We start from the raw sequence: 21,490 nt of genomic DNA, 5'->3' as shown, positions 1-21,490 counted from the left end.
CAATGTGTAGAGGTTTATATGAAAAAATTACTATTACAGATCATAGGTGTGTTGTTTATTTTGCTTGGGCTATTTTTTGCTGTAGTGCCAGGCCCGTCACTAATATTTTTTATGGCGGGGTTACTGTGTTTTTCGTTTTATTACCCAAAAGCCAGGCATTATTTAAAGCTTTGCCAAAAAGCCTTAACTAAATCGTGTAATTATTTAGATAAAAAATTAGCACGGTAATTTAGCCCAGATACAAAAATGCCAGCATAATTGCTGGCATTTTTATTTGTTACGGGTACTGATGATTATTTAGCAAGTTTGTCTGCTAGGTATAACCATGTTTCTAGTACTGTATCTGGATTTAGTGAAACAGAATCAATGCCCTGCTCTACTAACCATGCTGCAAAGTCTTCATGATCTGAAGGACCTTGACCACAAATACCTACATACTTGCCCTTTTCTTTAGCGGTTTTAATTGCCATAGAAAGTAGCTTTTTAATCGCAGGATTACGCTCATCAAATAAATGTGCGATTAGGCCTGAGTCACGGTCAAGACCAAGTGTTAGCTGAGTTAAATCGTTAGAGCCGATAGAAAAACCATCGAACATCTCTAAAAATTCATCCGCAAGTAATGCATTTGAAGGAAGCTCGCACATCATGATAACTTTTAGACCATTTTCACCACGTTTAAGGCCATGCTCTTCTAGTAATTCGATAACACGTTTACCCTCTTCAAGGGTACGTACGAATGGGATCATGATTTCAATGTTGGTCATACCCATGGTGTTTCTTACGCGTTTAATTGCTTCACATTCAAGGGCAAAACAATCACGGAAGTCTTCAGAGATATAACGTGCAGCACCACGAAAACCAATCATTGGGTTTTCTTCTTCAGGTTCGTACTGCTCACCACCTACTAAGTTTGCATATTCGTTTGATTTAAAATCAGACATACGCACAATTACACGCTCTGGTGCAAAGGCACAGCCTAGCGTTGAAATACCTTCTACTAATTTAGAGATATAAAACTCTACCGGTGATTCGTATCCGGCAATAATGTCGGTAATTTCAGCTTGTAACGCAGGTGATTGGGCATCAAAATTTAATAGCGCTTTAGGGTGAACACCAATCATGCGGTTTATTACAAATTCAACACGGGCAAGGCCAACACCTGCATGTGGTAAACGTGCAAAGTCAAACGCGCGGTCTGGATTACCTACGTTCATCATCACTTTCATTGGCAGTTCTGGCATTTTATCAACGCGCGACGTCAGTATTTCAAAATCTAAAATACCTTCGTAGATGTAACCTGTATCGCCTTCAGCACATGATACCGTTACTTCTTGGCCTGCTTTAATTAAATCGGTTGCGTTACCACAGCCAACTACCGCAGGAATACCAAGTTCACGGGCAATGATTGCTGCGTGACACGTACGCCCACCACGGTTTGTAACAATAGCCGCGGCGCGCTTCATGATAGGTTCCCAATCTGGATCGGTCATGTCGGTAACTAAAATGTCGCCTTCTTGTACTTGGTCCATTTCTTTAATTGAATCAAGTACACGAACAACACCACTACCAATTTTATGACCAATTGCGCGGCCTTCAGCAATGACATTGCTTGTGCCATTTAATTGAAAACGCTCCATAATATTGGCATCTTCGTTTGAGCGAACGGTTTCTGGGCGCGCTTGTACTATGTACAATTTGCCATCGTTTCCGTCTTTTGCCCATTCGATATCCATAGGACGACCGTAGTGCTTTTCGATAATTACAGCTTGTTTTGCAAGTTCTTGCACTTCTTCATCTGTAATTGAAAATTTGTTTGAAAGGCTTGGCTCTACGTCAACAATTTCTACTTGTTTGCCGTGTGCCTCATCTGTTGAGTAAATCATTTGAATGGCTTTTGAGCCAATATTACGACGTACTACTGATGGCAACCCTTTTTGTAATGTTGGTTTATGAACATAAAATTCATCAGGGTTTACTGCGCCCTGTACAACCATTTCACCCAAACCGTAGCTTGAAGTAACAAATACAACGTCTTCAAAACCAGACTCTGTATCAATACTAAACATAACGCCTGATGCTGATTTATCTGAACGTACCATACGCTGAATACCAGCAGATAGTGCAACACCACGATGATCGTAACCTTGGTGAACACGGTACGATATGGCGCGGTCGTTAAATAAAGAAGCAAATACGTGTTTAATAGCGACCATTACTGAGTCGATACCACGAACGTTAAGGAAGGTTTCTTGTTGGCCTGCGAATGATGCATCTGGCATATCTTCAGCGGTGGCTGATGAGCGTACTGCAAATGATACATCGGCTGAAGTATCGCCATGAAGTTGGCTGTATGCGTCGCGAATGGCTTGGTCTAGGTTAGGTTGGAATGGGGTATCGATAATCCATTGACGGATATCGGCACCGACTTTAGCGAGTGTATTTACATCATCAACATCAAGCGTATCTAAAATGTCGTGAATTTTTGCATTGAGTCCAGATTGCTCTAAAAACTCATTGAAAGCGTCGGCTGTAGTGGCAAAACCACCCGGAACCTGTACACCTGCGTTAGCGAGGTTTGAAATCATTTCACCCAGTGAGGCATTTTTGCCGCCAACACGAGGAACATCTTGCATACCAAGCTCTTGATACCAGAGAACGTATTCTTGCACGGGTCTTTCTCCAAAAAACAAATTGTAGTTGTAACTGTGAGAGTTAAGAAAGAAAACCTTTTATAAAGGTCACCTTCATTCTACACTGGCATTAGACCTCACGTAAACCGTGAGTAAGCCATTTTAGGGATTAAACGTAATAAAAAGGTTAACTATGAGAACTGCTTTTTATATATCAGACGGCACTGCTATTACCTCCGAAGTGTTTGGTCACGCGACTTTGTCGTTATTTCCGGTTGAATTTAATCATAAAACTATTCCTTTTGTAGAAACAGAAGAAAAAGCAAATGAAATTAAAGCGTTAATAAACGCAACTGCTGCAAAAGAAGGTGAGAAGCCATTTGTATTCTTTACCTTCGTAAATCACAACTTAAGTGAAATTATTAAATCGGCCGATGCAATCGCGTATGATTTTTTGTCTACTTACAGTGAAAAAATAGAAAAAGAGCTTAATGTTGCGCCAGTGCCAAAAATGCATCGTACCCACTCTATTCATGAAAAAAGTTATGACTTTAGAATAGATGCGGTTAACTATGCCCTTATGAATGATGATGGCGGAAATATTAAAAACTTTTCTGAAGCCGATATTATTTTAGTAGGTGTTAGCAGAAGCGGTAAAACACCAACAAGCTTGTACTTAGCCCTACAGTACGGCATAAAGGCTGCAAATTACCCAATAACTGAAGACGACTTAGAGAGTGAGGGACTACCTAAATGTTTACTCCCTTACAAACATAAGTTATTTGGGTTAACTATTGACCCTGAGCGTTTGGCTGCAATTAGACACCGCCGTATGGCAAATTCTAAATACGCATCAATAAGACAATGCCGAATTGAAGTGCGTGAAGTTGAAATGCTTTATAAGCGACATAAAATTGCATACTTTAATTCTACCCATCATTCTGTAGAGGAAATATCTGCAAAAATCTTAATAGACAGTAACCTTGAGCGACGTAAGTACTAACAAACTAATTTACTGTTTTGCTAAAAAAAGCCGCTATATGCGGCTTTAATTTTTTATTTATTATTTACGAGCGTCTTTTAATAAGTCAGCTACTAAAAAGCCTACTTCTAATACTTGGTCTGCATTTAGACGCGGGTCACATTGTGTTTTGTAACGTTGCGCTAGGTCATCATCAGATAAACCGTATGCACCACCGGTACACTCTGTAACGTGCTGGCCAGTCATTTCTAAGTGGATACCACCTGCGTATGAACCTTCAGCTTTGTGTACAGCAAAAAACTGGCTAATTTCGCGCATGATATTATCAAAGCTACGCGTTTTATAGCCTGATGTCGCTTTTTCAGTGTTACCGTGCATTGGATCCGAGCTCCAAATAACTTTACGGCCTTCTTGCTGAACGCGTCTTACAAGTGCTGGAAGTTTTTCTGGCAGTACGTCGGCACCCATACGTGTAATTAGCGTTAAACGGCCTGGAATGTTATCTGGGTTTACAGCATCAATTAAACGAATTAGGTCATCTGGGTCCATTCCTGGGCCAACTTTAACACCAATAGGGTTTTTAATACCTTTGAAAAACTCAATGTGTGCATGGTCTAATTGACGCGTACGCTCACCAATCCATACAAAGTGCGCAGAACAGTCGTACCAGTCACCAGATAGGTGATCGCGACGAGTTAGTGCTTCTTCATAGCCTAGCAATAACGCTTCGTGAGACGTGTATAAGTCGGTTTCTTTAAGGCTTGGCGCAATAGTAGAATTAATGCCACATACTTCCATAAATTCAAGTGCGTCTTGAATTTTGTCAGCAAGCTGTTGGAATCGCTCTTTTTGCGGATTAGCGGCTACAAAGCCCATATTCCAGCGATTCACTTGGTGTAAATCTGCTAAGCCACCTTGTGCAAATGCACGAAGTAAGTTTAATGTAGCTGCACTGTTGTGGTATGCCTTCATTAAACGTTGTGGATCGGGAATACGCGCTTCTTCTGTAAACTCAAAGCTATTTACAATATCACCACGGTAAGATGGTAAAGATACACCGTCAATAGTTTCTAAATCTGCAGAGCGTGGTTTAGCGTATTGGCCTGCCATACGTGCAATTTTAACAACTGGGCATTTACCGCCGTATGTTAAAACAACTGCCATTTGTAAAATGGTTTTAAATGTATCGCGAATATTAGCGGCATTAAAGTCGCTAAATGATTCGGCACAGTCGCCACCTTGAAGTAAAAATGCACGACCTTCACATACATCTTCTAATTGTTTAAAGAGGCTTCTTGTTTCTTCTGCAAAAACAAGTGGCGGAGCACTCTTTAACTGGCTTTCTACTGTTTTCAGTTCTTCTTGATCTGGGTACTGTGGCTGCTGCAGTATTGGCAGTTCTCTCCAGCTATTTGGGTTCCACGATTGCATGTTCTTTCCTCATTCCTACTTTACCTGATATAAAGAAATTAACGTATGCATGGCCCTAAGTTCAAGGACTATATTCACTATTTACCAACTAATTTGTTATGAGTTAAATATATATAAGGTTATTTGTGATTTTGAGGCTGTTCATGCTTAGTTTTAAGCGTGTTTTAATTTCACTATTTTTATTTAAATACAATAAGTTAAATATATGAAGGCGTTTTTTTAACCATCCCAAACCAAATTGAATTCAAAGCCTTAAAGTTAACGGTTTCGCTAGGAACACATCATACTTAAAGTCGGTTAAATGTAATCTTAGCTTTACAGTGGTAATTTAATTAAATCAACCAAGTGGCTAGAATTTATCTTGAGTGTGTGCTAAGTGATTCAGGGTTATGTAAAGCTATAATAATAAGTCCACTTTATTCTGTACAACTGTGATCAGGTTGTTAGACGATGCCAGTACTCTAATTAGGGCTACTAAAAACAGTCTGTATGAACGACTACTTAAAATATTAAGTTGTATAGAGTTCATTTTCACGGAGCAGCCTTCCCCCTTACAGGAGCCTAGCGCTGTATTACAAGTATCACTTATAAGCAATTATACAATGAGTGCCCAACACTATCTAAAGTGTCGAACCAAAAAATTGATTGCTGGCCTTAAACTAAAGGCTCAATAACTATTTTACACAGAGCGATAATATATAAAAGTATACATCGCCCTAGCATTTACCTGCGTTACAACAAATTTTTAAATAAACATAAGTGTATTGATCACGCCTGGGTTCGTTAGTTCTTTCTGTTATATGCAAATATCTCACAAGCATAAGCAAACAACGTAAAAGAACACATCATACTTAATTTTAATTAAACGTAATCTTAACTTTAGTAAATAAATAAACTTTAAAAAAACAAAGCAAAGGGTTAAACTTAATAATTACATAAGTAAGATGTGTTCTCAGGGTGGTTATGGTTTCTAAAGTACAAATAAGAAGTCAGTTTGATTTAATGAATGAATTAACATCGTTATTGATTGATGAATTACGTGTCTGTGAATATTCAAAGGCTGAGTATTATCAGCTACCAGATATAAATAGTGTTGATGAAAATATTATTCCCGAGTCAATTCCTGTAAAAAAATTAACCGGCGAAATTGCTCATAGGGCAATTTTAAATTCGTTTACTGATATTTATAAAAAAGAAAGTTTAAGTAGTAGAGTACTCAAGCGTCATCCTGGGCTTTTGGTTCTAAAAAATGCAGATGTCGCAGCATTAACTAGCCGAATACAACAAGTTAATAAAGCTAAGGCTGCTTTTAAGGAGTGTGTTTTGGCTATCGATAATAACGATGCTCGATTTGAAGCTGTTCATAACGCGGTTCCAAATTTAATCACTCTTGCAGCCTATCGAAAAATTCATTTTCAAAGTGAGTCCCCTTTTTCAGTGAGATTTACTTGGATGCATAAGCATGCCACTAAAACTCTAACTAAAAAAATGGCGCTTGAAATGCTCGACAAATCCGCCGGTTATAGAAATCCAAGAATGATCGACCAACAAAAATGGCAGTCCCTCGTTGCACAAGAGCAAATGCGAGTAGCTAGTTTAGGTGAAAAAGAAAAGTTAAGAATTCGCCGCCCTACCCGAGTAAGTCCCCAAGTTAATGTTAGGTATACCGCAGAAAATAGGTATCACGTAAGTGCAGCATTGCCGTTTATTTTAATTAACCCACAGCCCGATGTTAAGTTAGGTACTTTGCCAGATTATCAAAAACCACAGTCTCACCCGAGGAAAAAAGAGTATGATTTTTTAGTGGATAGGCTTTACTTAGAACAAGTAGATAATTAATTATGTTAAAAAGGCCACACAGTGTGGCCTTTTTGGTAAGTAGTCTAGTATTTTAACCGTTGTTATTTTTCGACTATTTCTTCTATTTTATCTTCATCAATTAAAACTGCGTTTTCGACAATTCGTTTACCACCTTGAATCTCAATACGCTTATTGTGCTTGTTGAGCGTGAGTATCTCATCACAAAACTGATCAGAAGGATGCATTTCATAGGTGTAATCAATGATATTACCGGTTTTATCATCTTTTACATTAGTAATGCTGTATTCCGAAATAGCTCCTTTCTCAATCAAGTCTTTCATTGTTGTGGTCATATCACGGCGTAATGCTTTTAGTTTGTTTTCTGTGATATCGTCGGTTGAATAAATAGAGCCGTATTTTTCCATAATAGATAGCAATCTAAAATGATACGTTTTACCAGGCGCGGCATAACGCCAAAGGTGATATAAACGCAGCATCATCCAACGCGATAAACCACGTTTTAGCTCTTGCGCACTGTTAAAGTAATACCCTTTGTATTCAAGGTTATCAATCATGTTATGAACAAATGCATTTAAACATGCAACACATTTAACGTTGCCGCCTTGGCCTTTTTTACCACTAAAGTGAAGAGATGATAAAAAGTTCATATTTGACTCATAAAAAGAGTCATCAATATCTGTATTTTTAGTATCAGTAGCCGAGTATTTAAATGAAAGTTTAGAACCTTGAAGTGCTTCTAATGATTCTTTAATTTGTGGGTATGGCATTGATTGGCCAACCGCTTTAAGTTCTTGGGCTAATTCGTTCATCGAAAAAACCACGGCATATTGAATACCGGACTTAAAATTGATTTTTACGATTTTACCTTTCGATGCAAGGCGAATTAACGCGCGCTCAACTTTTTCTTCTCTATCCGATGGCCACACTAAATATTCTACGTCTTCGCCATCTTTACGCGTGCTTACAACGGCCGGTGTAATTTTTATTTCGCCGTCATATAAAATACCATCTACTTTTTCGGATATTTTACGCGTAATAATTGTTTTTTTAGGTGCTTCTTCCAATGGCAATTTTTTATGCCCAGAACGTACAAAACGCCCCCATAAATCATAGTGGTTAAACGTGTTTGAATAAGCACGTAACCCATGAGCGGCATTTTCGATAGAAATTCGCACATCTTTGTTATCTGTAAATAGTGCTAAACTTTCGTTATCTATTGCACTTTCCACCCCGTGTATTTGGCCCCTAAGTGTATCGGGCAAGTTATCTACCGAGATGTTGACCTTTCGGCTCATTGTTCTGATTTCCATTTTTTATTGCGACAGCTAATAACAACACATTAAGCAACAAAAGTTAAATGTTTAAGTTAGTATAAAACTGATCCGAGTATAAATAAACGTAACGGATCATTATTATACTAAGTAGGGAGTGATAAGCTTAATTTCAGATCACTATTTTACTAAGATAAGCTTCTCAAGCTAAATTTTTACTAACTCAATTTATTTTTTGTCCATTAAAAGCGCTATTTTTAAACTTTTTACACGACAAACGTTAGTAAAATAAATACCTGCTGTGGATAACAACACTTCTAGTTAGCATAGATCTGATCTGTACTTACTACAGATCAGATCTATACCAATTAAACGCCCTGTTCTTCGTAAGCTTAAGTGTATAACTTTCTAATTTACTTGGTAAAAAACTGATCTCACACAGTCATTTTGTACATAACTTATTGAGTAAGTTGTGCATAACTTTAATATTTAAATAAGGCTTAGTAAAAAGCTGATCTGCATGTAGATAAAGATCTGATCTTAACCAAGTATAAAGGTGATCTGCTTTTTTTAACATTATTTATAAATATCATATAGTTATATAGCCATTATACACCCTTAACCTTTATTACCTTATATATTTAACCACCTTTAAACTTCTTTATTTATACTAAGCAATCTTAAAGGTGTAAAAATATTTTTAAATGTCTTGTTATTAAAATGCATGTCGCCTTAAATAGTTGTTTACAGCTATTTGAATGGACATTATACTAACTGCCTAACTTTGAGGAAGAAAGTATGTCTATCAATAATAACGCGCTAAGTACTTACCGGCTTTTAAAAGCAACAGCCGAAGTTGCTGAAAAATCTTTAAAAGGACGCATACAACACTATCGCGCTCATCTTAAATCAGAAGAAAAAGAATTAAGAACTTACACCCAAAAAGCGGCAGCAGATTTATTAGGGTGTAATAATCGTACCTTAAAACGTCGTCATGACAATGGTGACTTTGATGATTTAAATATTAAGCGTGGTGCAAATGGGCACTATGCGTACACGTTAGTTAATATTTTTGCGATGGCCGATATCATGGATATTCAGCCAGATCACCGCACTACTAACGATAAACTCCAAGTTATTGTTATTAATTCACTTAAAGGTGGCTGTGGTAAAACAACCAGTATGGTTAATATTGCTGCAGCGTTGGCGACGACTAATATCAAACGTTATCGTATTGGTATTATTGATTTAGATCCTCAAGGTTCGTCTTCTAGCTTTTTCCCTTCTAACGATCACGACCCTGTTACGGTAGGCGACTTAATGCGTGATTGTATTGATTTAGACGAAGGCGAAACCTGGCCAGAGTTTGTTTCTAGTGCTTTTGTGACTACGCATATTCCAAATATTCGTGTTTTACCCTCAGGTATGGATGACTTTTACTTTGAACACGAGACCGCAACACTTTTAAAAGACACCTCTAATTACGAACAAACACGTCATTATCATAAGCTTTTAGAAAAGGTTATTGAGCCGGTTAAAGACGAATTCGATATTATTTTAATCGATACCGCTCCTACTCTTAACTTTATGTTTTATAATGCTTTAATGGCCTCTACGGCGATGCTTATTCCGGTTCATCCAGAAGCTGTAGATTTTGATGCTAACAATAAATATTTAAAGCGTTTAGGTGAGATTTACCACACAGTAGCGGCACTTGGTCATGAAGGTTGGGACTTTATGCAGTTTTTAGTGACTAATTACGTTAAGGGTAATCATTCACAGCGCGATATTGTTAAAGATGTACGTAGTGCGTTTGGCCGCCAAGTAATGAGCTACCCAATTAATCACAGCTCGGCAATTACGGCTAGTTCATCGTCTTTTAATACCATATTTGATCAAAAAGCATCGGATAGTTTAGCAAGTCGCGAGTCTTTATTGCGCGCGCAAGAAAATATTAAAGATGTTGTGGACGAATTAGAAATGCTTATTCGTTCTAATTGGGAGTCAACCCAATCGTCACTTAACAACACTAAGTAAGGATGTTATATAAAAATGGCTACAAAACGTAAAAACGACACCCGCTTAGATCCATTTGCAACTGCCGTAGGCAATAGCAGCCTCGATGCATTACTTGAGCAAGCAAGCGCTGGTGATGTAATAAGAATGCCTGCGCCAAGCGACCCTACACGCGAAATAACTTTAGTGTGTAAAGTTATTGCTCATGCAGATATTGAATCTAGCACCACGGTTTACGGTAAAAACCGCCGTGTACAAGCGCTATTAAACGAAAAGTCGGTTTCTGATATTTTACCTGCAATCAGTGAAGATGGACGTAATCAACACCCTGCTTTACTTTGGGATCAGGGAAATACTAACTTAGTACTTGCCGGTTCACGCCGTCGAAAGGCATGTATTTTAGGTAATGCCGATTATTTAGTTTTAAGCTCTCCTGATTTTACCGATCAAGACGCTAAAATTTTAGCTGTATCTTCAGATCAGTACATAGCCCCAAGCCTTTGGGAGCTAGGGCAAGCTTATCAACAAACTAAGAACGATCTTATTGAGCAAGGTAAAAAAGGCTCTTATCGCGAAATTGCCGCTATTGAAGGTGTATCGCACACCGCAATTGCAGATGCCATTAAAGCGTACGAGCAAATCCCCGCTGATGTAATTTCACTTTACCCAACGGCTAATCACGTAGGCAGAGAAGTCGCTAAAAAGCTTGTTAGTGCAAAGGAGCGCGACGAGCAGGCGTTTAATGCCCTAGTTAGCGAATTACATACAGACGATGAGATTAACGCCATTACAAGCGACGACAAACGCGCTATGGCAATTACTAAACGTTTAACTACCGAGCCTAGCGTGGTTGCTAAACGTGAAGCTGTATTTGAAAACAACTTTATAAACGTACAACGTAATTTAAAAAGTGGTGACGTATCTATTAAAATAGATAATAAAGTATTGACTGACAAACGCTTAGAACAACTTACTAAGTTGTTAAGCGCGTTTAATTAGCCCCTTATTACTTAGTAAAATAGTGATCTTAAAAGCCTGTTAGGTTAGTTAAATTCTGATCTGATGGGCTTTTTACTTAGTAAAATCCTGATCTTTTTTGCTATTTATAACTCATAAACCCCTCATTTTTGCTCTAAAGATCACATTTTTACTAACTGAATTTAGTTTTTACGACTATTTGATGCTGGATCTTAATTTGTTAGTAAAAAACTGATCTGTAAAGCCCCTGCGTTGTTAATAAATTGTTTGTAACATGTGTGTTTGCTGTTTACCTATTCTCATATTGGCAGATAAAGTGCCATAAAGTACGTATAAACCGATTTTTTACTAACCTAGCAGCTCCAACCAGTTTATATAACGTTAATATTGCTTTTGCTGTGCGCAGTTAAAGAATATACTGGCAGAATTATTTTAAAAATTTAATACTTAGAGTGACATGTCTGCTAACTTATCAAAAAATGATTTACTGGCTATTTTTGAAGAAATAAAAAATGAGCAGGCAACCTTGTTCCCTCTTTCTGAGCGCTTTATAAAAAAGCTGTTTAGGCCCAACGTGCTCGATAAAGGCAAAGAGTATTATAAAAACGGCCAAATTAGTTGGTTAGAGCACAGCAGTGATTTTGCTGTTATTGATTCAACGGTACAAGGCGACAACGGATCAGCATTTAACCAACGCATTGAGATCAGTAAAGTACCTACTGGTTACTCTGTTGATACGCATTGTACCTGTAATGCTAAAACCAAATGTAGGCACTTAGCCGCTGTATTATTTAAACTTAAAATAGAGCACTCAGGTGAATACGGAGAAGACTACTTTATTAACGATTGGTTTAGTGAACTGACAGCACTTAAAAGTGTTGATACTAAAGCCCCTTCGCAAGTTCTTTTATTTGTATTAGACATTGAAAACAATAAAGTATTTTTAACGCCAAAAATTGCCAATTACGACAAAAATAATAATTACACGCTAGGGCGCAATTTAACTGAGCAACAATTAAATAGCTTTGTAACGCCAAACGATTTGCTCGAAAGTGACTTTAGACTCTTTAGTTGGATTCGCTCACAAAATGCAGTGGGTAATTTAGAGCTAAAAGGTCAATGGGGCTTTAGCGCTTTACAACAATTAATTGCCACCGACCGTTTATTTTTACAACGCTCTCGTGTTGCTATTAAAGCGCAAACTGGGCAATCGCTTAACTTTAATTGGCAGCAACAAAACGAGTTATCGCAATTAATTATTGAGCTTGAACACAGTAAAAATTGGGCATTGATAAAAACCACGCCGCCCGCTTATTTAGACCTCGATCACTTTAAAGTCGGCCGGATCAGAACACAGCTTAGCGCCGACGAAATAGCACATTTACAATCAATTCCCGCACTTCACGATGCTAATTTTGATCGCATTTATAAACAACTTGCCGACAATTTTGGGGCCGGTGTTATTCCGCATCCGAATAACGAACAAGTCAATGTTAAGCAACTTGGTAATGCTGTTTTAAAAGCCACTATGGATGAGCAAGGGCTTAAAGTTTCGCTATTATTTAAATATAAAAATAAAAATTATTTAGCGGGAACAGCACCCGCGAGTTTAATAAATAGTGCATTTGAAAACACAGTAACAAATGAGTTAGTAAATTTAGGTTTTGAGTTTTGTAAAGGGGGTTTACAAAGTGAGTTTATATTTAATAAACAATCACCTATACATTTACATTGGCTTGTTTACGAAGTATTCCCTGGCTTTAAAAAGCGTGGCTGGCAGGTAACTCAAACTAAAGTAAATGTAGCCGACCCCCAAGGGCACGTTACACTCGATGTAAACCGTGCTGCAGGTCACCAAATGCATTGTAAAGTGCAATTAAGTGATGCCAAAGCCGCTGTACTTTTTAATACCGATGATGCCACGTATCAATCGTTAAATCGTCAAAGTGAGCTGTTTTATTACTATCCTGTTGGGCGTCAATTTGGTGTTATTAGTAAAGCCGCCATTAATTTACTGACCGAATTTAAACAACGGTTTGAATTTGTTAAAACACGCGATGAATTTAATATCCCGCTTTCTTATTTACCTGAGCTGGTAAAGCATACCGCAGTTACTATAGACCTTCATGATGACTCATTGGAGCGTTATCTTGATGAGTTAAACAACACCGAGCAGGCAATGCCAGTGGTGCCCTTACACGGTTTAAATGACTCGGTAACACTACGTGAATACCAGCAACAAGGCGTTGATTGGCTTAGCTTTTTAAAGCGCCACAAATTAGGCGGCATACTAGCTGATGACATGGGGCTTGGCAAAACGCTACAAGTTATTGCCTTTTTGGCCAGCAGTTTTAATCGCCCGCAAGCGGGGCCTACTCTTATAGTGTGCCCTACAAGTCTGGTAAGTAATTGGCAAAACGAAATAACCAAATTTGCTAAAAGTCTTAAAGTAACCACTATTTTTGGCTCGCAACGTAATGAGCCTTTACAACATTTAGCGCAAGCGCAGTGTATTTTAACTACTTACCCATTATTAAAGCGTGATATTGCTTACTACTCGCCACTTTACTTTGAAAATATTATTTTAGACGAAGCGCAATATATTAAAAACGATACTGCACAGGTCTCGCGCTTAGTTAAGCGTTTAAATGCCGACTTTAAGTTATGTTTAAGCGGTACGCCTATCGAAAATAATTTGTTTGAGCTTAAGTCGTTACTCGACTTTGCAATGCCTTCATTACTTGGCTCGCAAGCCCACTTTAAACAGCACTTTCAAACACCTATTGAGCGCGAAGCCGATTCAGAGCGAGCTGAGCAACTAAAAGCGCTTATTATGCCGTTTATATTACGCCGCACAAAAGCGCAGGTAGCTCAAGAGCTGCCACAAAAAACAGAGCTGTTAAAAGAGTTTGAGTTTGAACCTAAGCAAAAAGATATGTACCAAGGTATTACGCGCGCCCTAGAAGAAAAGCTCATCGACTTATTTGCTGAGCAAGGCGCACAAAAAAGTAAGCTCGCATTTTTAGAAGCGCTACTAAAGCTAAGGCAAATTTGTTGTCATCCAAAATTAATTGAGCCAGAAACACAAGCAGGTTCAGCAAAATTAGAATGGCTAACTACGCATTTACCGTTAATGCTAAGCCTTGGTCGTAAAGTGATTATTTTTAGTCAATTTACCTCTGCGCTCGATTTAATTGCAGAGCGTTTAAACGATATAAATATCAAATTTAGTATGCTAACTGGGCAAACGCGTCATCGCGACAAAGTTATTGACGAGTTTACCAGTGGCAAAACCTCGGTGTTTTTAATCAGTTTAAAAGCAGGCGGTACTGGGCTTAACTTAACTCAAGCCGATACCGTTATTCACTTTGATCCATGGTGGAACCCGGCTGTTGAAAAACAAGCCACCGATCGTGCTTATCGTATTGGCCAAACAAATCCAGTGTTTGTTTATAAATTAATTATGAGCAATTCAATAGAGCAAAAGGTATTTAAAATGCAGCAAGATAAGCAAGCGCTTGTTGATGCATTATTTACCGATAAATCAATGAGCTTTACTTCGTTTGATGAGCAGCAAATGTTATCACTTATAAAAAGCTAATTTTTTTACTTAGCATGTGAACTAATTTAACCAAACGGCGTCTATTATATTGCTTGTTGAATAATTGCAGTTATCACAAGCTTCATGTTGATTTCCCCTGATTGGTTACTAAATTTAGTAATGATTGAGCCAGCCCTTTTAGCTGGCTTTTTTTATGCCTGTAATTAACTCCTTAAATTGCATTTTTTATAAATAGTTTGAACTAAATTTAAAAGGGTGCGTCTACTATTATGCTTGTTGAATAATTGCAGTTATCACAAGCTTCATGTTGATTTCCCTGATTGGTTACTAAATTTAGTAATGATTGAGCCAGCTCCTTTTAAGCTGGCTTTTTTTATGCCCACATTTTAATTTTTAAATTATTTATATTTTTATGTGAACTTAATTTAATGTGCGGCGTCTACTATTATGCTTGTTGATTAATTGCAGTTAACACAAGCTTCATGTTGATTTACCCCGTTTAATTACTAATTTTAGTAATGATTGAGCCAGCTTAAAAGGAGCTGGCTTTTTTTATGCCCACATTTAGTTTTTATAATTATTTATATTTTTATGTGAACTTAATTTAATGAGTGGCGTCTACTATTACGCTTGTTGATTAATTGCAGTTATCACAAGCTTCATGTTGATTTCCCTGATTGGTTACTAAATTTAGTAATGATTGAGCCAGCCCTTTTAGCTGGCTTTTTTTATGCCTTTAGTAAATGTTACGCCTCTACCCCCCACTACCTTTATTCGTTATGATGGCATGTCTCTAAATTTTATAAGTTTATTTTATGTTTACTCAGCTATTAACGCATATAGATTGGTTAAGTGCCAGCGCAGGGCTTGCAACAGGGCTAGTACTATATGGCCTAGTGTCGCTCCCTTCTCGAAATAAATTAAAACAACACATTAGCGAGCAACAGCAACAGTTATCGTTATTACAAAACCAGTACGACAATAAACAGCTGCAATACACGGCCTTATTTGATGAGCACGAGCTGCTCGAGCAATCACATCAAGAGCAACGCGATGAAGCGCAGCATTTTAAAACTCGCTTTAGCGAGCAAGAAAAACAAAGTGTTCAATACAACCATTTTTGGCGTAAAGCCGAAGGCGAACTTAGTGCCTTGCGAGAGCAATATAACCAGCGCGATATTGAGCTTAATAATATGCGAACTACGCTTGAGCAAAAGCAGCAAAACTTTACCGAGCAGCTTGCACAAATAGAGCAAAGCAAAAATGTGCTTAAAAAAGAGTTTGAAAACCTAGCTAATAAAATTTTAGAAGAAAAATCGCAAAGCTTTAAAACCCTAAATCAAGAAAGCATTGAGCAACTATTAAAGCCAGTTCAAGGGGAGCTAAAAGGCTTTAGAGATAAAATGGAATCGATTCACGTTGAAGACTTAAAACAACGTGCAGCCCTTAAAACTGAGCTACTGCACTTGCAAGCTAAAAGCCAAGCTATTACCGAGCAAGCCGATAAACTTAGTAATGCCTTACAAGGGCAAAAAAAGACCCAAGGTAATTGGGGCGAACTAATGCTCGAAAACGTACTCGACAGCGCAGGCCTGCGTGCGGGTACCGACTACAAACGCGAAGTATCGTTTAATACCGAAGACGGTCGACTGCGCCCCGACGTAGTGGTGTATTTACCTCAGGGCCGCCACTTAGTGATTGACGCTAAAACATCGCTAAATGCTTATACCCGCTACGTTAATGCCGAAAACGAGCTAGAGGCTAGCCAAGCAATTAAAGAGCATGTAAATGCTGTTACCGCGCGTATTAACGAGCTTGCCAGTAAATCGTACGATCGTCTCCCTGGTATAAATTCGCCTGAAGTAGTTATTATGTTTGTGCCTATAGAATCTGCATTTGTAGAGGCGCTTAAATATCAAAGCGATATTTACCAACAAGCTATCGAAAAAAACATTTTAGTTGCTACACCAACTACTCTGCTTACAAGCCTTAATATTGTTAAACAGCTGTGGCGCTTCGAAGAGCAAACCAAATACTCTAAAGAGCTGGCTAATCGTGCAGAGCGCTTTTACAACAAGCTCAATGGCTTTTTAACGAGTATGGAAGGTGTTGGCAAACAACTAGACCGCGCAAAAGAAAGCTACGATAAAGCCTTTTCACAGCTTTACCGTGGTAAAGGTAACTTAATTAAACAAGCTTCAGAATTTAAAGAGCTAGGTGTATCGGTTCAAAAAGAGTTACCAAACGACAGCGTAGAAAAAGCCCAATTAGAGCTAGATTAAATTCGATTTATCTCTACTGTTTTATACATTAAAAGGAAGGTTAATGGTTTTTCCCTTACTCAATTCGCAAAGGTTAGCGTTAACCCCTATTAGTTATGAGGATAGAGACGCTATTTTTGCTCTTTTTTCAGACCAAGGTGTTACTAAATACTATGATCTGGCGCCCTTTACTCAAGTTTCTCAGGCCGATAAGTTAATCGAATTTTTCAATATTCGGTATAAAAATGAAGAAGGGATCCGCTGGGCTATCCGTTTAAAAAATACTGATGAGTTAATAGGTACTTGTGGTTTTAATAGTTGGTCAGTACCAATGAAGCACGCATTTATTGGTTACGACCTTAATAGCCAGTATTGGGGTAAAGGCTATGCTTTTGAGGCTATTCATATGATTATAAAAGCTGCCTTTGATGGGTTGCTAAGTTGCGGTGCTATAAATCGAATACAAGCCGACACAGTACCAGGAAATAACGCATCAGAGGCGCTTTTAATAAAGCTTGGCTTTTGTGAAGAAGGCACAAGGCGACAAAGTGGTTTTTGGAAAGGGCAGTTTCACGACCTAAAATGCTTTGGACTTTTAAGCGCGGAGTTCAAGTGATGAAAACGGATGTTGTAATTTATAAGTTATTGCACGAAATTACTGCTCAATTCCCTGAAGTTAAAGCGTTGCTGAGCATATATGATAAAGACGAAACCACGTTTAAAATGGAGGCGTTTTCTAAAGCCACAACACACGCTTTTGCTCTTGGCTATGTGGAGCAAGCCCAGCGTTATTTAAGTTTTATGGCTGAAAAGCTAGTAAACGCTGAGGCAAAAGTAATTGAATACATAGACGCATATTACGTAGAAACATTATTTTGGGGCGCAAGTTCTCATACTATTGCGGTTGGTTGGCCTCTAGTGCCTGCCAACTTACAAAAGCTTTATATCAATTTTCATGGTAAAGCGCCGCAAAACTAATACAACTAAAGCTCGCATGTACTCGCTTACGCCTTTAATACTCCACCTCATTCAATAACTCATTTATTTTTTCATCGCCAATACACTCTCCATTAGACCAGTTTGCATTAAGCAGTGTAATTAAATTAGCAATACGCTCAGACTTACGCTGTAGCTGCTCAATTAGTGCATTAGCTTCATGTTGTTTTTCACCAAGGCGCTCAATAATGGCGTTGTGATCTAGCTCCTCATTAGGCTTACGTAGGGAGGGGATTTCTTCAAGCGAAAACCCTAAACTTTGTGCAAACTTAATCATTTTAAGCTGCTCTACACTGACTTTGTCGTATTGCCTATACCCGTTGTTATTTCGCGTGCCGTGTGGCAGCAGCCCTATACTTTCGTAATACCGTATGGTGCTTGCTGCAATACCTGAGTGCTTAGCTAGTTCACCTATTTTCATTATTGTCTCTACTATAAAAAAGCGGGTTGACCTTAAAGCTGACTTTAAGGTTATAGTGCCTGTAATGTCAATTTATGGTTTATATGTATGTCTGAGTTTGAACAATCTGTTGTATTTACGCCCTTTACCCTACCAAGCGGTTTAACGCTTAAAAACCGAGTAGTAAAAGCCGCTATGGAAGAGAACCTCGCAGAGGCCGACCTAACGCCATCGCAAGTGCTTAAAAATGTATACAACGAATGGGCAAAAGGCGGTTGCGGGTTAATTATTACCGGCAATGTTATGGTTGACCACCTTGCAATGACAGGGCCAGGCGGCCTTGCCCTTGAGCAGAAAACCGATATAGCGCCTTTTGCAGAGCTTGCTCGTTTAGGGCAGCAAAACGACTGTAAAATTGTGATGCAAATTAATCATCCTGGCCGCCAAGTATTTAAAAAAATGGGTGGTAAAGCGCTAAGTGCCTCTGATATTGCGCTTAATATGGGTAAGCACTCTCACTTATTTGCCCAGCCAACAGCTATGGATAAAAGCGAGATTAGTGATGTTATCACTCGTTTTACCCATACAGCGCAACAGGCCGAAAAAGCAGGTTTTAATGGCGTGCAAATACACGCTGCACATGGCTATTTATTAGCGCAGTTTTTATCTCCACTAACTAATAAGCGTGATGACGAATGGGGCGGTAGCCTTGAGAATCGCGCGCGATTATTACTTGAAATAACACGCAGTATTAAAGCGCAATGCAGCGCCGGTTTTTCGGTATCGGTTAAGTTAAACTCAGCCGATTTTCAGCGCGGCGGCTTTGAACCGCATGATGCGCAAGCAGTTGTTAATATGCTTAGTGCATTAAAGCTTGATTTTGTAGAGCTTTCGGGCGGAAGTTACGAAGCACCAGCTATGCAAGGACAAACAGGCGATGAACGTACACTTGCACGTGAGGCGTACTTTTTAGAGTTTGCCAAAGCAATTAGCGAGCAATCAACCATACCCATTATGACCACCGGTGGCATTAGCCGGTTAGATGTGGCAAATAAAGTAATTAGCTCAGGCGTAGCGCTCGTTGGTATGGCCACAGCACTGGCCTATCAGCCAGATTTAGTTAATAGCTGGCAAACACAGCCAACGCAAAACCTGCTTATGCCGCGCGTTACTTTTAAAGACAAAACCCTTGCTGGGCTTGCCACTATGGCGCTGGTAAAAAGGCAAATTCGCCGAGTGGGCCAAGGCAAACGCGTTAAAGCAAATGCCTCGGCTATTTTTACTTTAATAAGTGACCAAATACGCGCTGCAAAGCTTACAAAGCGCTATCGAAAACGCTTTGCAAAAGAGCTAAATTAATTAGCTCTAGTTTAAACTGATATTTTCTATGCCACACTTGAAAGCGTTGATTGATGGGCGTTAGCATATGCCCAGTTAACGCACTCTTGCGCTAAAATAGCAATGGTATCTAGGCAGGTGTCTGGCGAGTGTTTGGCTTGTTCATTTAACACAAGCGGTATTTCGGTACAGCCAAACAACACGCAGTCAGCACCTTGAGCAAGCATTAAGTCGTATGCCTTGCTTAACAAGTGGCGACCTTTATTTAAATCGCCCGCTTTTACGGCGGTTATGCCATCCATTATGGTTGCTTGTTGTTGAGTGTTTGGTTCAACAAAATCAATATTGTGCTGCTTAAACGCATTTTGGTAAATGCCCATATTAAGCGTAGCGGTAGTGGCTAAAATACCAACCTTTTGTTTGCCCGTGGTTTTTACTTGTTTTATAACGCTTTTTACAATGCTAATGGTGTGTACATCGGCATTTTTAGTGAGCGCGTCGTACCAGTAATGCGCGGTATTACACGGAATAACAATACAACTTACACCTAAGCTTGTTAGCTCTTTAAAGCCTTTTTTAAGCTCAAAAAATGGGTTTTCATCTTCAAGACCCATTAAAAATTTTGTTCTGTCAGGAATTTGCGGGATATTCCTTATAAACATAGGTATATGCTCTTGATCATTTTTAGCGGGCGATAGCGCAATTACCTGATTCATAAATGAGGCGGTAGCCAAAGGCCCCATTCCACCTAATACGCCAAGAGTTCTAAGCATGATTGCATTCCGGTTATTGAGTTTATAGGCTTAATTTATAGTGTTTTATTTAGTTTGAATAATGCTATTATTTTACCGCCCATGCACAAACTGCATAACTAAGTGGTCGCTATGAATATTGAAAGTAAATGGTTAGAAGATTTTTTAACGCTCTCGCACACAAAAAGCTTTTCGCAAGCGGCAAAGCTTAGGCATATTACGCAACCTGCATTTAGTCGGCGTATAAAAGCCCTTGAAGATGCCCTTGGCGCAGCCCTAATCGACCGAGAAAACTTGCCTATTACTCTTACCCCAAGCGGTAAAATATTTCATATAACGGCGCGTAATTTAGTTAACCAAATGAATACCTCGGTTAGCATGCTTGAGGAGTTGTCGGTGCAGCAAAATTATTCTGTAAAGGTAGCGGCCGCACATTCTTTAGCGAGTTTTTTAACCTTACAACTCGCTAACTTTCAAACACAAGATGAGCGCGACATTGTACTTAATTTAGAGGCTATAGACGTAGATAAAGCCACCGAAGCGCTAGAGCAAGGTGAATGCGACTTACTTATTGCCTTTGATAACGAACGCCTTAAACTGCCGCCGTTTAGTCATCAAAAAATAGGTAATGCTAAGTTGTTACCTGTTAGCGCCTGTGACGAGCAAGGCAAAGCCTTATATAACCTAGAAAGCGCAGCGCCTATACCGCATTTAGCCTACAGCCTCGACTCCTACATGGGGCGGCAGTTAGAGCCTATTATATCGGGCGCTAAGCTTAAAAAGGTGTTTGTTTCATCCATGACTGAGCTTTTAAAAGTGCACGCTCTAGCGGGCAATGGTATTGCCTGGTTGCCCGACTACGTTATATTAAACGAGCTTAAAAATAATACCTTGGTAGTTGTAGGGAGTGAGCACCACTGCGTGCCAATAACTTACTATGCGTATAGATATCATGCGGCTTTGCACCCCGGTGGCGAAAGTGTGTGGAATAAATTAACTGAGCTAAATATAACCTAACTGTAAACCCCCGTTACAGTTAAACAGGCGTTTCT

Annotated in this window: 16 protein-coding genes; 11 read left to right on the top strand and 5 right to left on the bottom strand. The window is 38.9% G+C overall.

What is annotated here, in order from left to right:
* Window positions 1-18: 18 nt before the first annotated feature.
* Window positions 19-228 (top strand): PGPGW domain-containing protein, encoded by a 210-nt coding sequence (locus tag MTF64_RS00940; protein WP_154945509.1) that lies wholly within the window; start codon window positions 19-21, stop codon window positions 226-228.
* A 65-nt stretch (window positions 229-293) separates the two neighbouring features.
* Here the strand turns inward: MTF64_RS00940 and ppsA are convergent, their stop codons facing one another.
* The gene (gene ppsA, locus MTF64_RS00935) at window positions 294-2,669 is read right to left on the bottom strand and encodes a phosphoenolpyruvate synthase (protein WP_054981983.1); all 2,376 of its coding nucleotides are present in this window, start codon (window positions 2,667-2,669) and stop codon (window positions 294-296) included.
* A 154-nt stretch (window positions 2,670-2,823) separates the two neighbouring features.
* Between ppsA and MTF64_RS00930 the strand changes: the two genes are divergently transcribed.
* Window positions 2,824-3,633 (top strand): pyruvate, water dikinase regulatory protein, encoded by an 810-nt coding sequence (locus tag MTF64_RS00930; protein WP_004586305.1) that lies wholly within the window; start codon window positions 2,824-2,826, stop codon window positions 3,631-3,633.
* A gap of 60 nt (window positions 3,634-3,693) precedes the next feature.
* On the opposite strand, the gene MTF64_RS00925 is transcribed toward MTF64_RS00930, so the two are convergent.
* The gene (locus MTF64_RS00925; RefSeq protein ID WP_024032363.1) at window positions 3,694-5,043 is read right to left on the bottom strand and encodes a 3-deoxy-7-phosphoheptulonate synthase class II; all 1,350 of its coding nucleotides are present in this window, start codon (window positions 5,041-5,043) and stop codon (window positions 3,694-3,696) included.
* A 963-nt stretch (window positions 5,044-6,006) separates the two neighbouring features.
* Here MTF64_RS00925 and MTF64_RS00920 point away from each other — a divergent pair.
* On the top strand, window positions 6,007-6,882 hold the full coding sequence (locus MTF64_RS00920; RefSeq protein ID WP_248450156.1) for a DNA replication terminus site-binding protein: 876 nt from the start codon (window positions 6,007-6,009) through the stop codon (window positions 6,880-6,882).
* Window positions 6,883-6,944: 62 nt separating this feature from the next.
* Here MTF64_RS00920 and MTF64_RS00915 read toward each other — a convergent pair whose 3' ends face one another.
* Complete coding sequence (locus MTF64_RS00915) at window positions 6,945-8,159, bottom strand: hypothetical protein (RefSeq protein ID WP_004586302.1); 1,215 nt, start codon at window positions 8,157-8,159, stop codon at window positions 6,945-6,947.
* Window positions 8,160-8,933: 774 nt separating this feature from the next.
* On the opposite strand from MTF64_RS00915, the gene MTF64_RS00910 reads away from it, so the two are divergent.
* The 6 genes from MTF64_RS00910 (at window position 8,934) to MTF64_RS00885 (ending at window position 17,930) form a co-directional block, all read left to right on the top strand.
* On the top strand, window positions 8,934-10,172 hold the full coding sequence (locus MTF64_RS00910; protein WP_054981985.1) for an AAA family ATPase: 1,239 nt from the start codon (window positions 8,934-8,936) through the stop codon (window positions 10,170-10,172).
* A gap of 15 nt (window positions 10,173-10,187) precedes the next feature.
* Entirely contained in the window at window positions 10,188-11,150 is a 963-nt protein-coding gene (locus tag MTF64_RS00905; protein WP_004586300.1) for a hypothetical protein, read from the top strand.
* Between the two features lie 436 nt (window positions 11,151-11,586).
* The gene (locus MTF64_RS00900; protein WP_248443605.1) at window positions 11,587-14,730 is read left to right on the top strand and encodes a DEAD/DEAH box helicase; all 3,144 of its coding nucleotides are present in this window, start codon (window positions 11,587-11,589) and stop codon (window positions 14,728-14,730) included.
* A gap of 776 nt (window positions 14,731-15,506) precedes the next feature.
* A complete protein-coding gene (gene rmuC / locus MTF64_RS00895; RefSeq protein ID WP_055254232.1) occupies window positions 15,507-16,973 on the top strand; it encodes a DNA recombination protein RmuC in 1,467 nt (488 codons plus the stop codon).
* 43 nt (window positions 16,974-17,016) lie between these two features.
* On the top strand, window positions 17,017-17,568 hold the full coding sequence (locus MTF64_RS00890; protein ID WP_248450154.1) for a GNAT family protein: 552 nt from the start codon (window positions 17,017-17,019) through the stop codon (window positions 17,566-17,568).
* Window positions 17,568-17,930, top strand: a complete 363-nt coding sequence (locus MTF64_RS00885) for a hypothetical protein (protein WP_248450152.1) — start codon at window positions 17,568-17,570, stop codon at window positions 17,928-17,930. The genes MTF64_RS00890 and MTF64_RS00885 overlap by 1 nt, the downstream gene beginning before the upstream one ends.
* Before the next feature lie 34 nt (window positions 17,931-17,964).
* Here the strand turns inward: MTF64_RS00885 and MTF64_RS00880 are convergent, their stop codons facing one another.
* Entirely contained in the window at window positions 17,965-18,369 is a 405-nt protein-coding gene (locus MTF64_RS00880) for a MerR family transcriptional regulator (RefSeq protein ID WP_248450151.1), read from the bottom strand.
* 87 nt (window positions 18,370-18,456) lie between these two features.
* Between MTF64_RS00880 and MTF64_RS00875 the strand changes: the two genes are divergently transcribed.
* Entirely contained in the window at window positions 18,457-19,707 is a 1,251-nt protein-coding gene (locus MTF64_RS00875; RefSeq protein WP_248450149.1) for an NADH:flavin oxidoreductase/NADH oxidase family protein, read from the top strand.
* A gap of 26 nt (window positions 19,708-19,733) precedes the next feature.
* Here MTF64_RS00875 and MTF64_RS00870 read toward each other — a convergent pair whose 3' ends face one another.
* Window positions 19,734-20,459 carry an amino acid racemase gene (locus MTF64_RS00870; RefSeq protein ID WP_248450147.1) on the bottom strand — a complete coding sequence of 242 codons (726 nt, stop codon included), beginning with the start codon at window positions 20,457-20,459 and terminating at the stop codon, window positions 19,734-19,736.
* Window positions 20,460-20,570: 111 nt separating this feature from the next.
* Here MTF64_RS00870 and MTF64_RS00865 point away from each other — a divergent pair, with 111 nt between their 5' ends.
* Complete coding sequence (locus tag MTF64_RS00865; protein ID WP_248450145.1) at window positions 20,571-21,455, top strand: LysR family transcriptional regulator; 885 nt, start codon at window positions 20,571-20,573, stop codon at window positions 21,453-21,455.
* Window positions 21,456-21,490: the final 35 nt, after the last annotated feature.

Source organism: Pseudoalteromonas sp. 2CM41L (genome assembly GCF_023161905.1).
Taxonomy (GTDB): Bacteria; Pseudomonadota; Gammaproteobacteria; order Enterobacterales; family Alteromonadaceae; genus Pseudoalteromonas; species Pseudoalteromonas atlantica.
Note: the sequence above shows the minus strand (reverse complement) of the source record. Positions and strands in the feature narration are given on the sequence as shown.

What these genes read in the sequence shown, in the direction of transcription:
- MTF64_RS00940 (WP_154945509.1), top strand. Translation starts at nt 19, where the DNA reads ATGAAAAAATTACTATTACAGATCATAGGTGTGTTGTTTATTTTGCTT.
- MTF64_RS00930 (WP_004586305.1), top strand. Translation starts at nt 2,824, where the DNA reads ATGAGAACTGCTTTTTATATATCAGACGGCACTGCTATTACCTCCGAA.
- MTF64_RS00925 (WP_024032363.1), bottom strand. Translation starts at nt 5,043, where the DNA reads ATGCAATCGTGGAACCCAAATAGCTGGAGAGAACTGCCAATACTGCAG.
- MTF64_RS00920 (WP_248450156.1), top strand. Translation starts at nt 6,007, where the DNA reads ATGGTTTCTAAAGTACAAATAAGAAGTCAGTTTGATTTAATGAATGAA.
- MTF64_RS00915 (WP_004586302.1), bottom strand. Translation starts at nt 8,159, where the DNA reads ATGAGCCGAAAGGTCAACATCTCGGTAGATAACTTGCCCGATACACTT.
- MTF64_RS00910 (WP_054981985.1), top strand. Translation starts at nt 8,934, where the DNA reads ATGTCTATCAATAATAACGCGCTAAGTACTTACCGGCTTTTAAAAGCA.
- MTF64_RS00905 (WP_004586300.1), top strand. Translation starts at nt 10,188, where the DNA reads ATGGCTACAAAACGTAAAAACGACACCCGCTTAGATCCATTTGCAACT.
- MTF64_RS00900 (WP_248443605.1), top strand. Translation starts at nt 11,587, where the DNA reads ATGTCTGCTAACTTATCAAAAAATGATTTACTGGCTATTTTTGAAGAA.
- rmuC (WP_055254232.1), top strand. Translation starts at nt 15,507, where the DNA reads ATGTTTACTCAGCTATTAACGCATATAGATTGGTTAAGTGCCAGCGCA.
- MTF64_RS00890 (WP_248450154.1), top strand. Translation starts at nt 17,017, where the DNA reads ATGGTTTTTCCCTTACTCAATTCGCAAAGGTTAGCGTTAACCCCTATT.
- MTF64_RS00885 (WP_248450152.1), top strand. Translation starts at nt 17,568, where the DNA reads ATGAAAACGGATGTTGTAATTTATAAGTTATTGCACGAAATTACTGCT.
- MTF64_RS00880 (WP_248450151.1), bottom strand. Translation starts at nt 18,369, where the DNA reads ATGAAAATAGGTGAACTAGCTAAGCACTCAGGTATTGCAGCAAGCACC.
- MTF64_RS00875 (WP_248450149.1), top strand. Translation starts at nt 18,457, where the DNA reads ATGTCTGAGTTTGAACAATCTGTTGTATTTACGCCCTTTACCCTACCA.
- MTF64_RS00870 (WP_248450147.1), bottom strand. Translation starts at nt 20,459, where the DNA reads ATGCTTAGAACTCTTGGCGTATTAGGTGGAATGGGGCCTTTGGCTACC.
- MTF64_RS00865 (WP_248450145.1), top strand. Translation starts at nt 20,571, where the DNA reads ATGAATATTGAAAGTAAATGGTTAGAAGATTTTTTAACGCTCTCGCAC.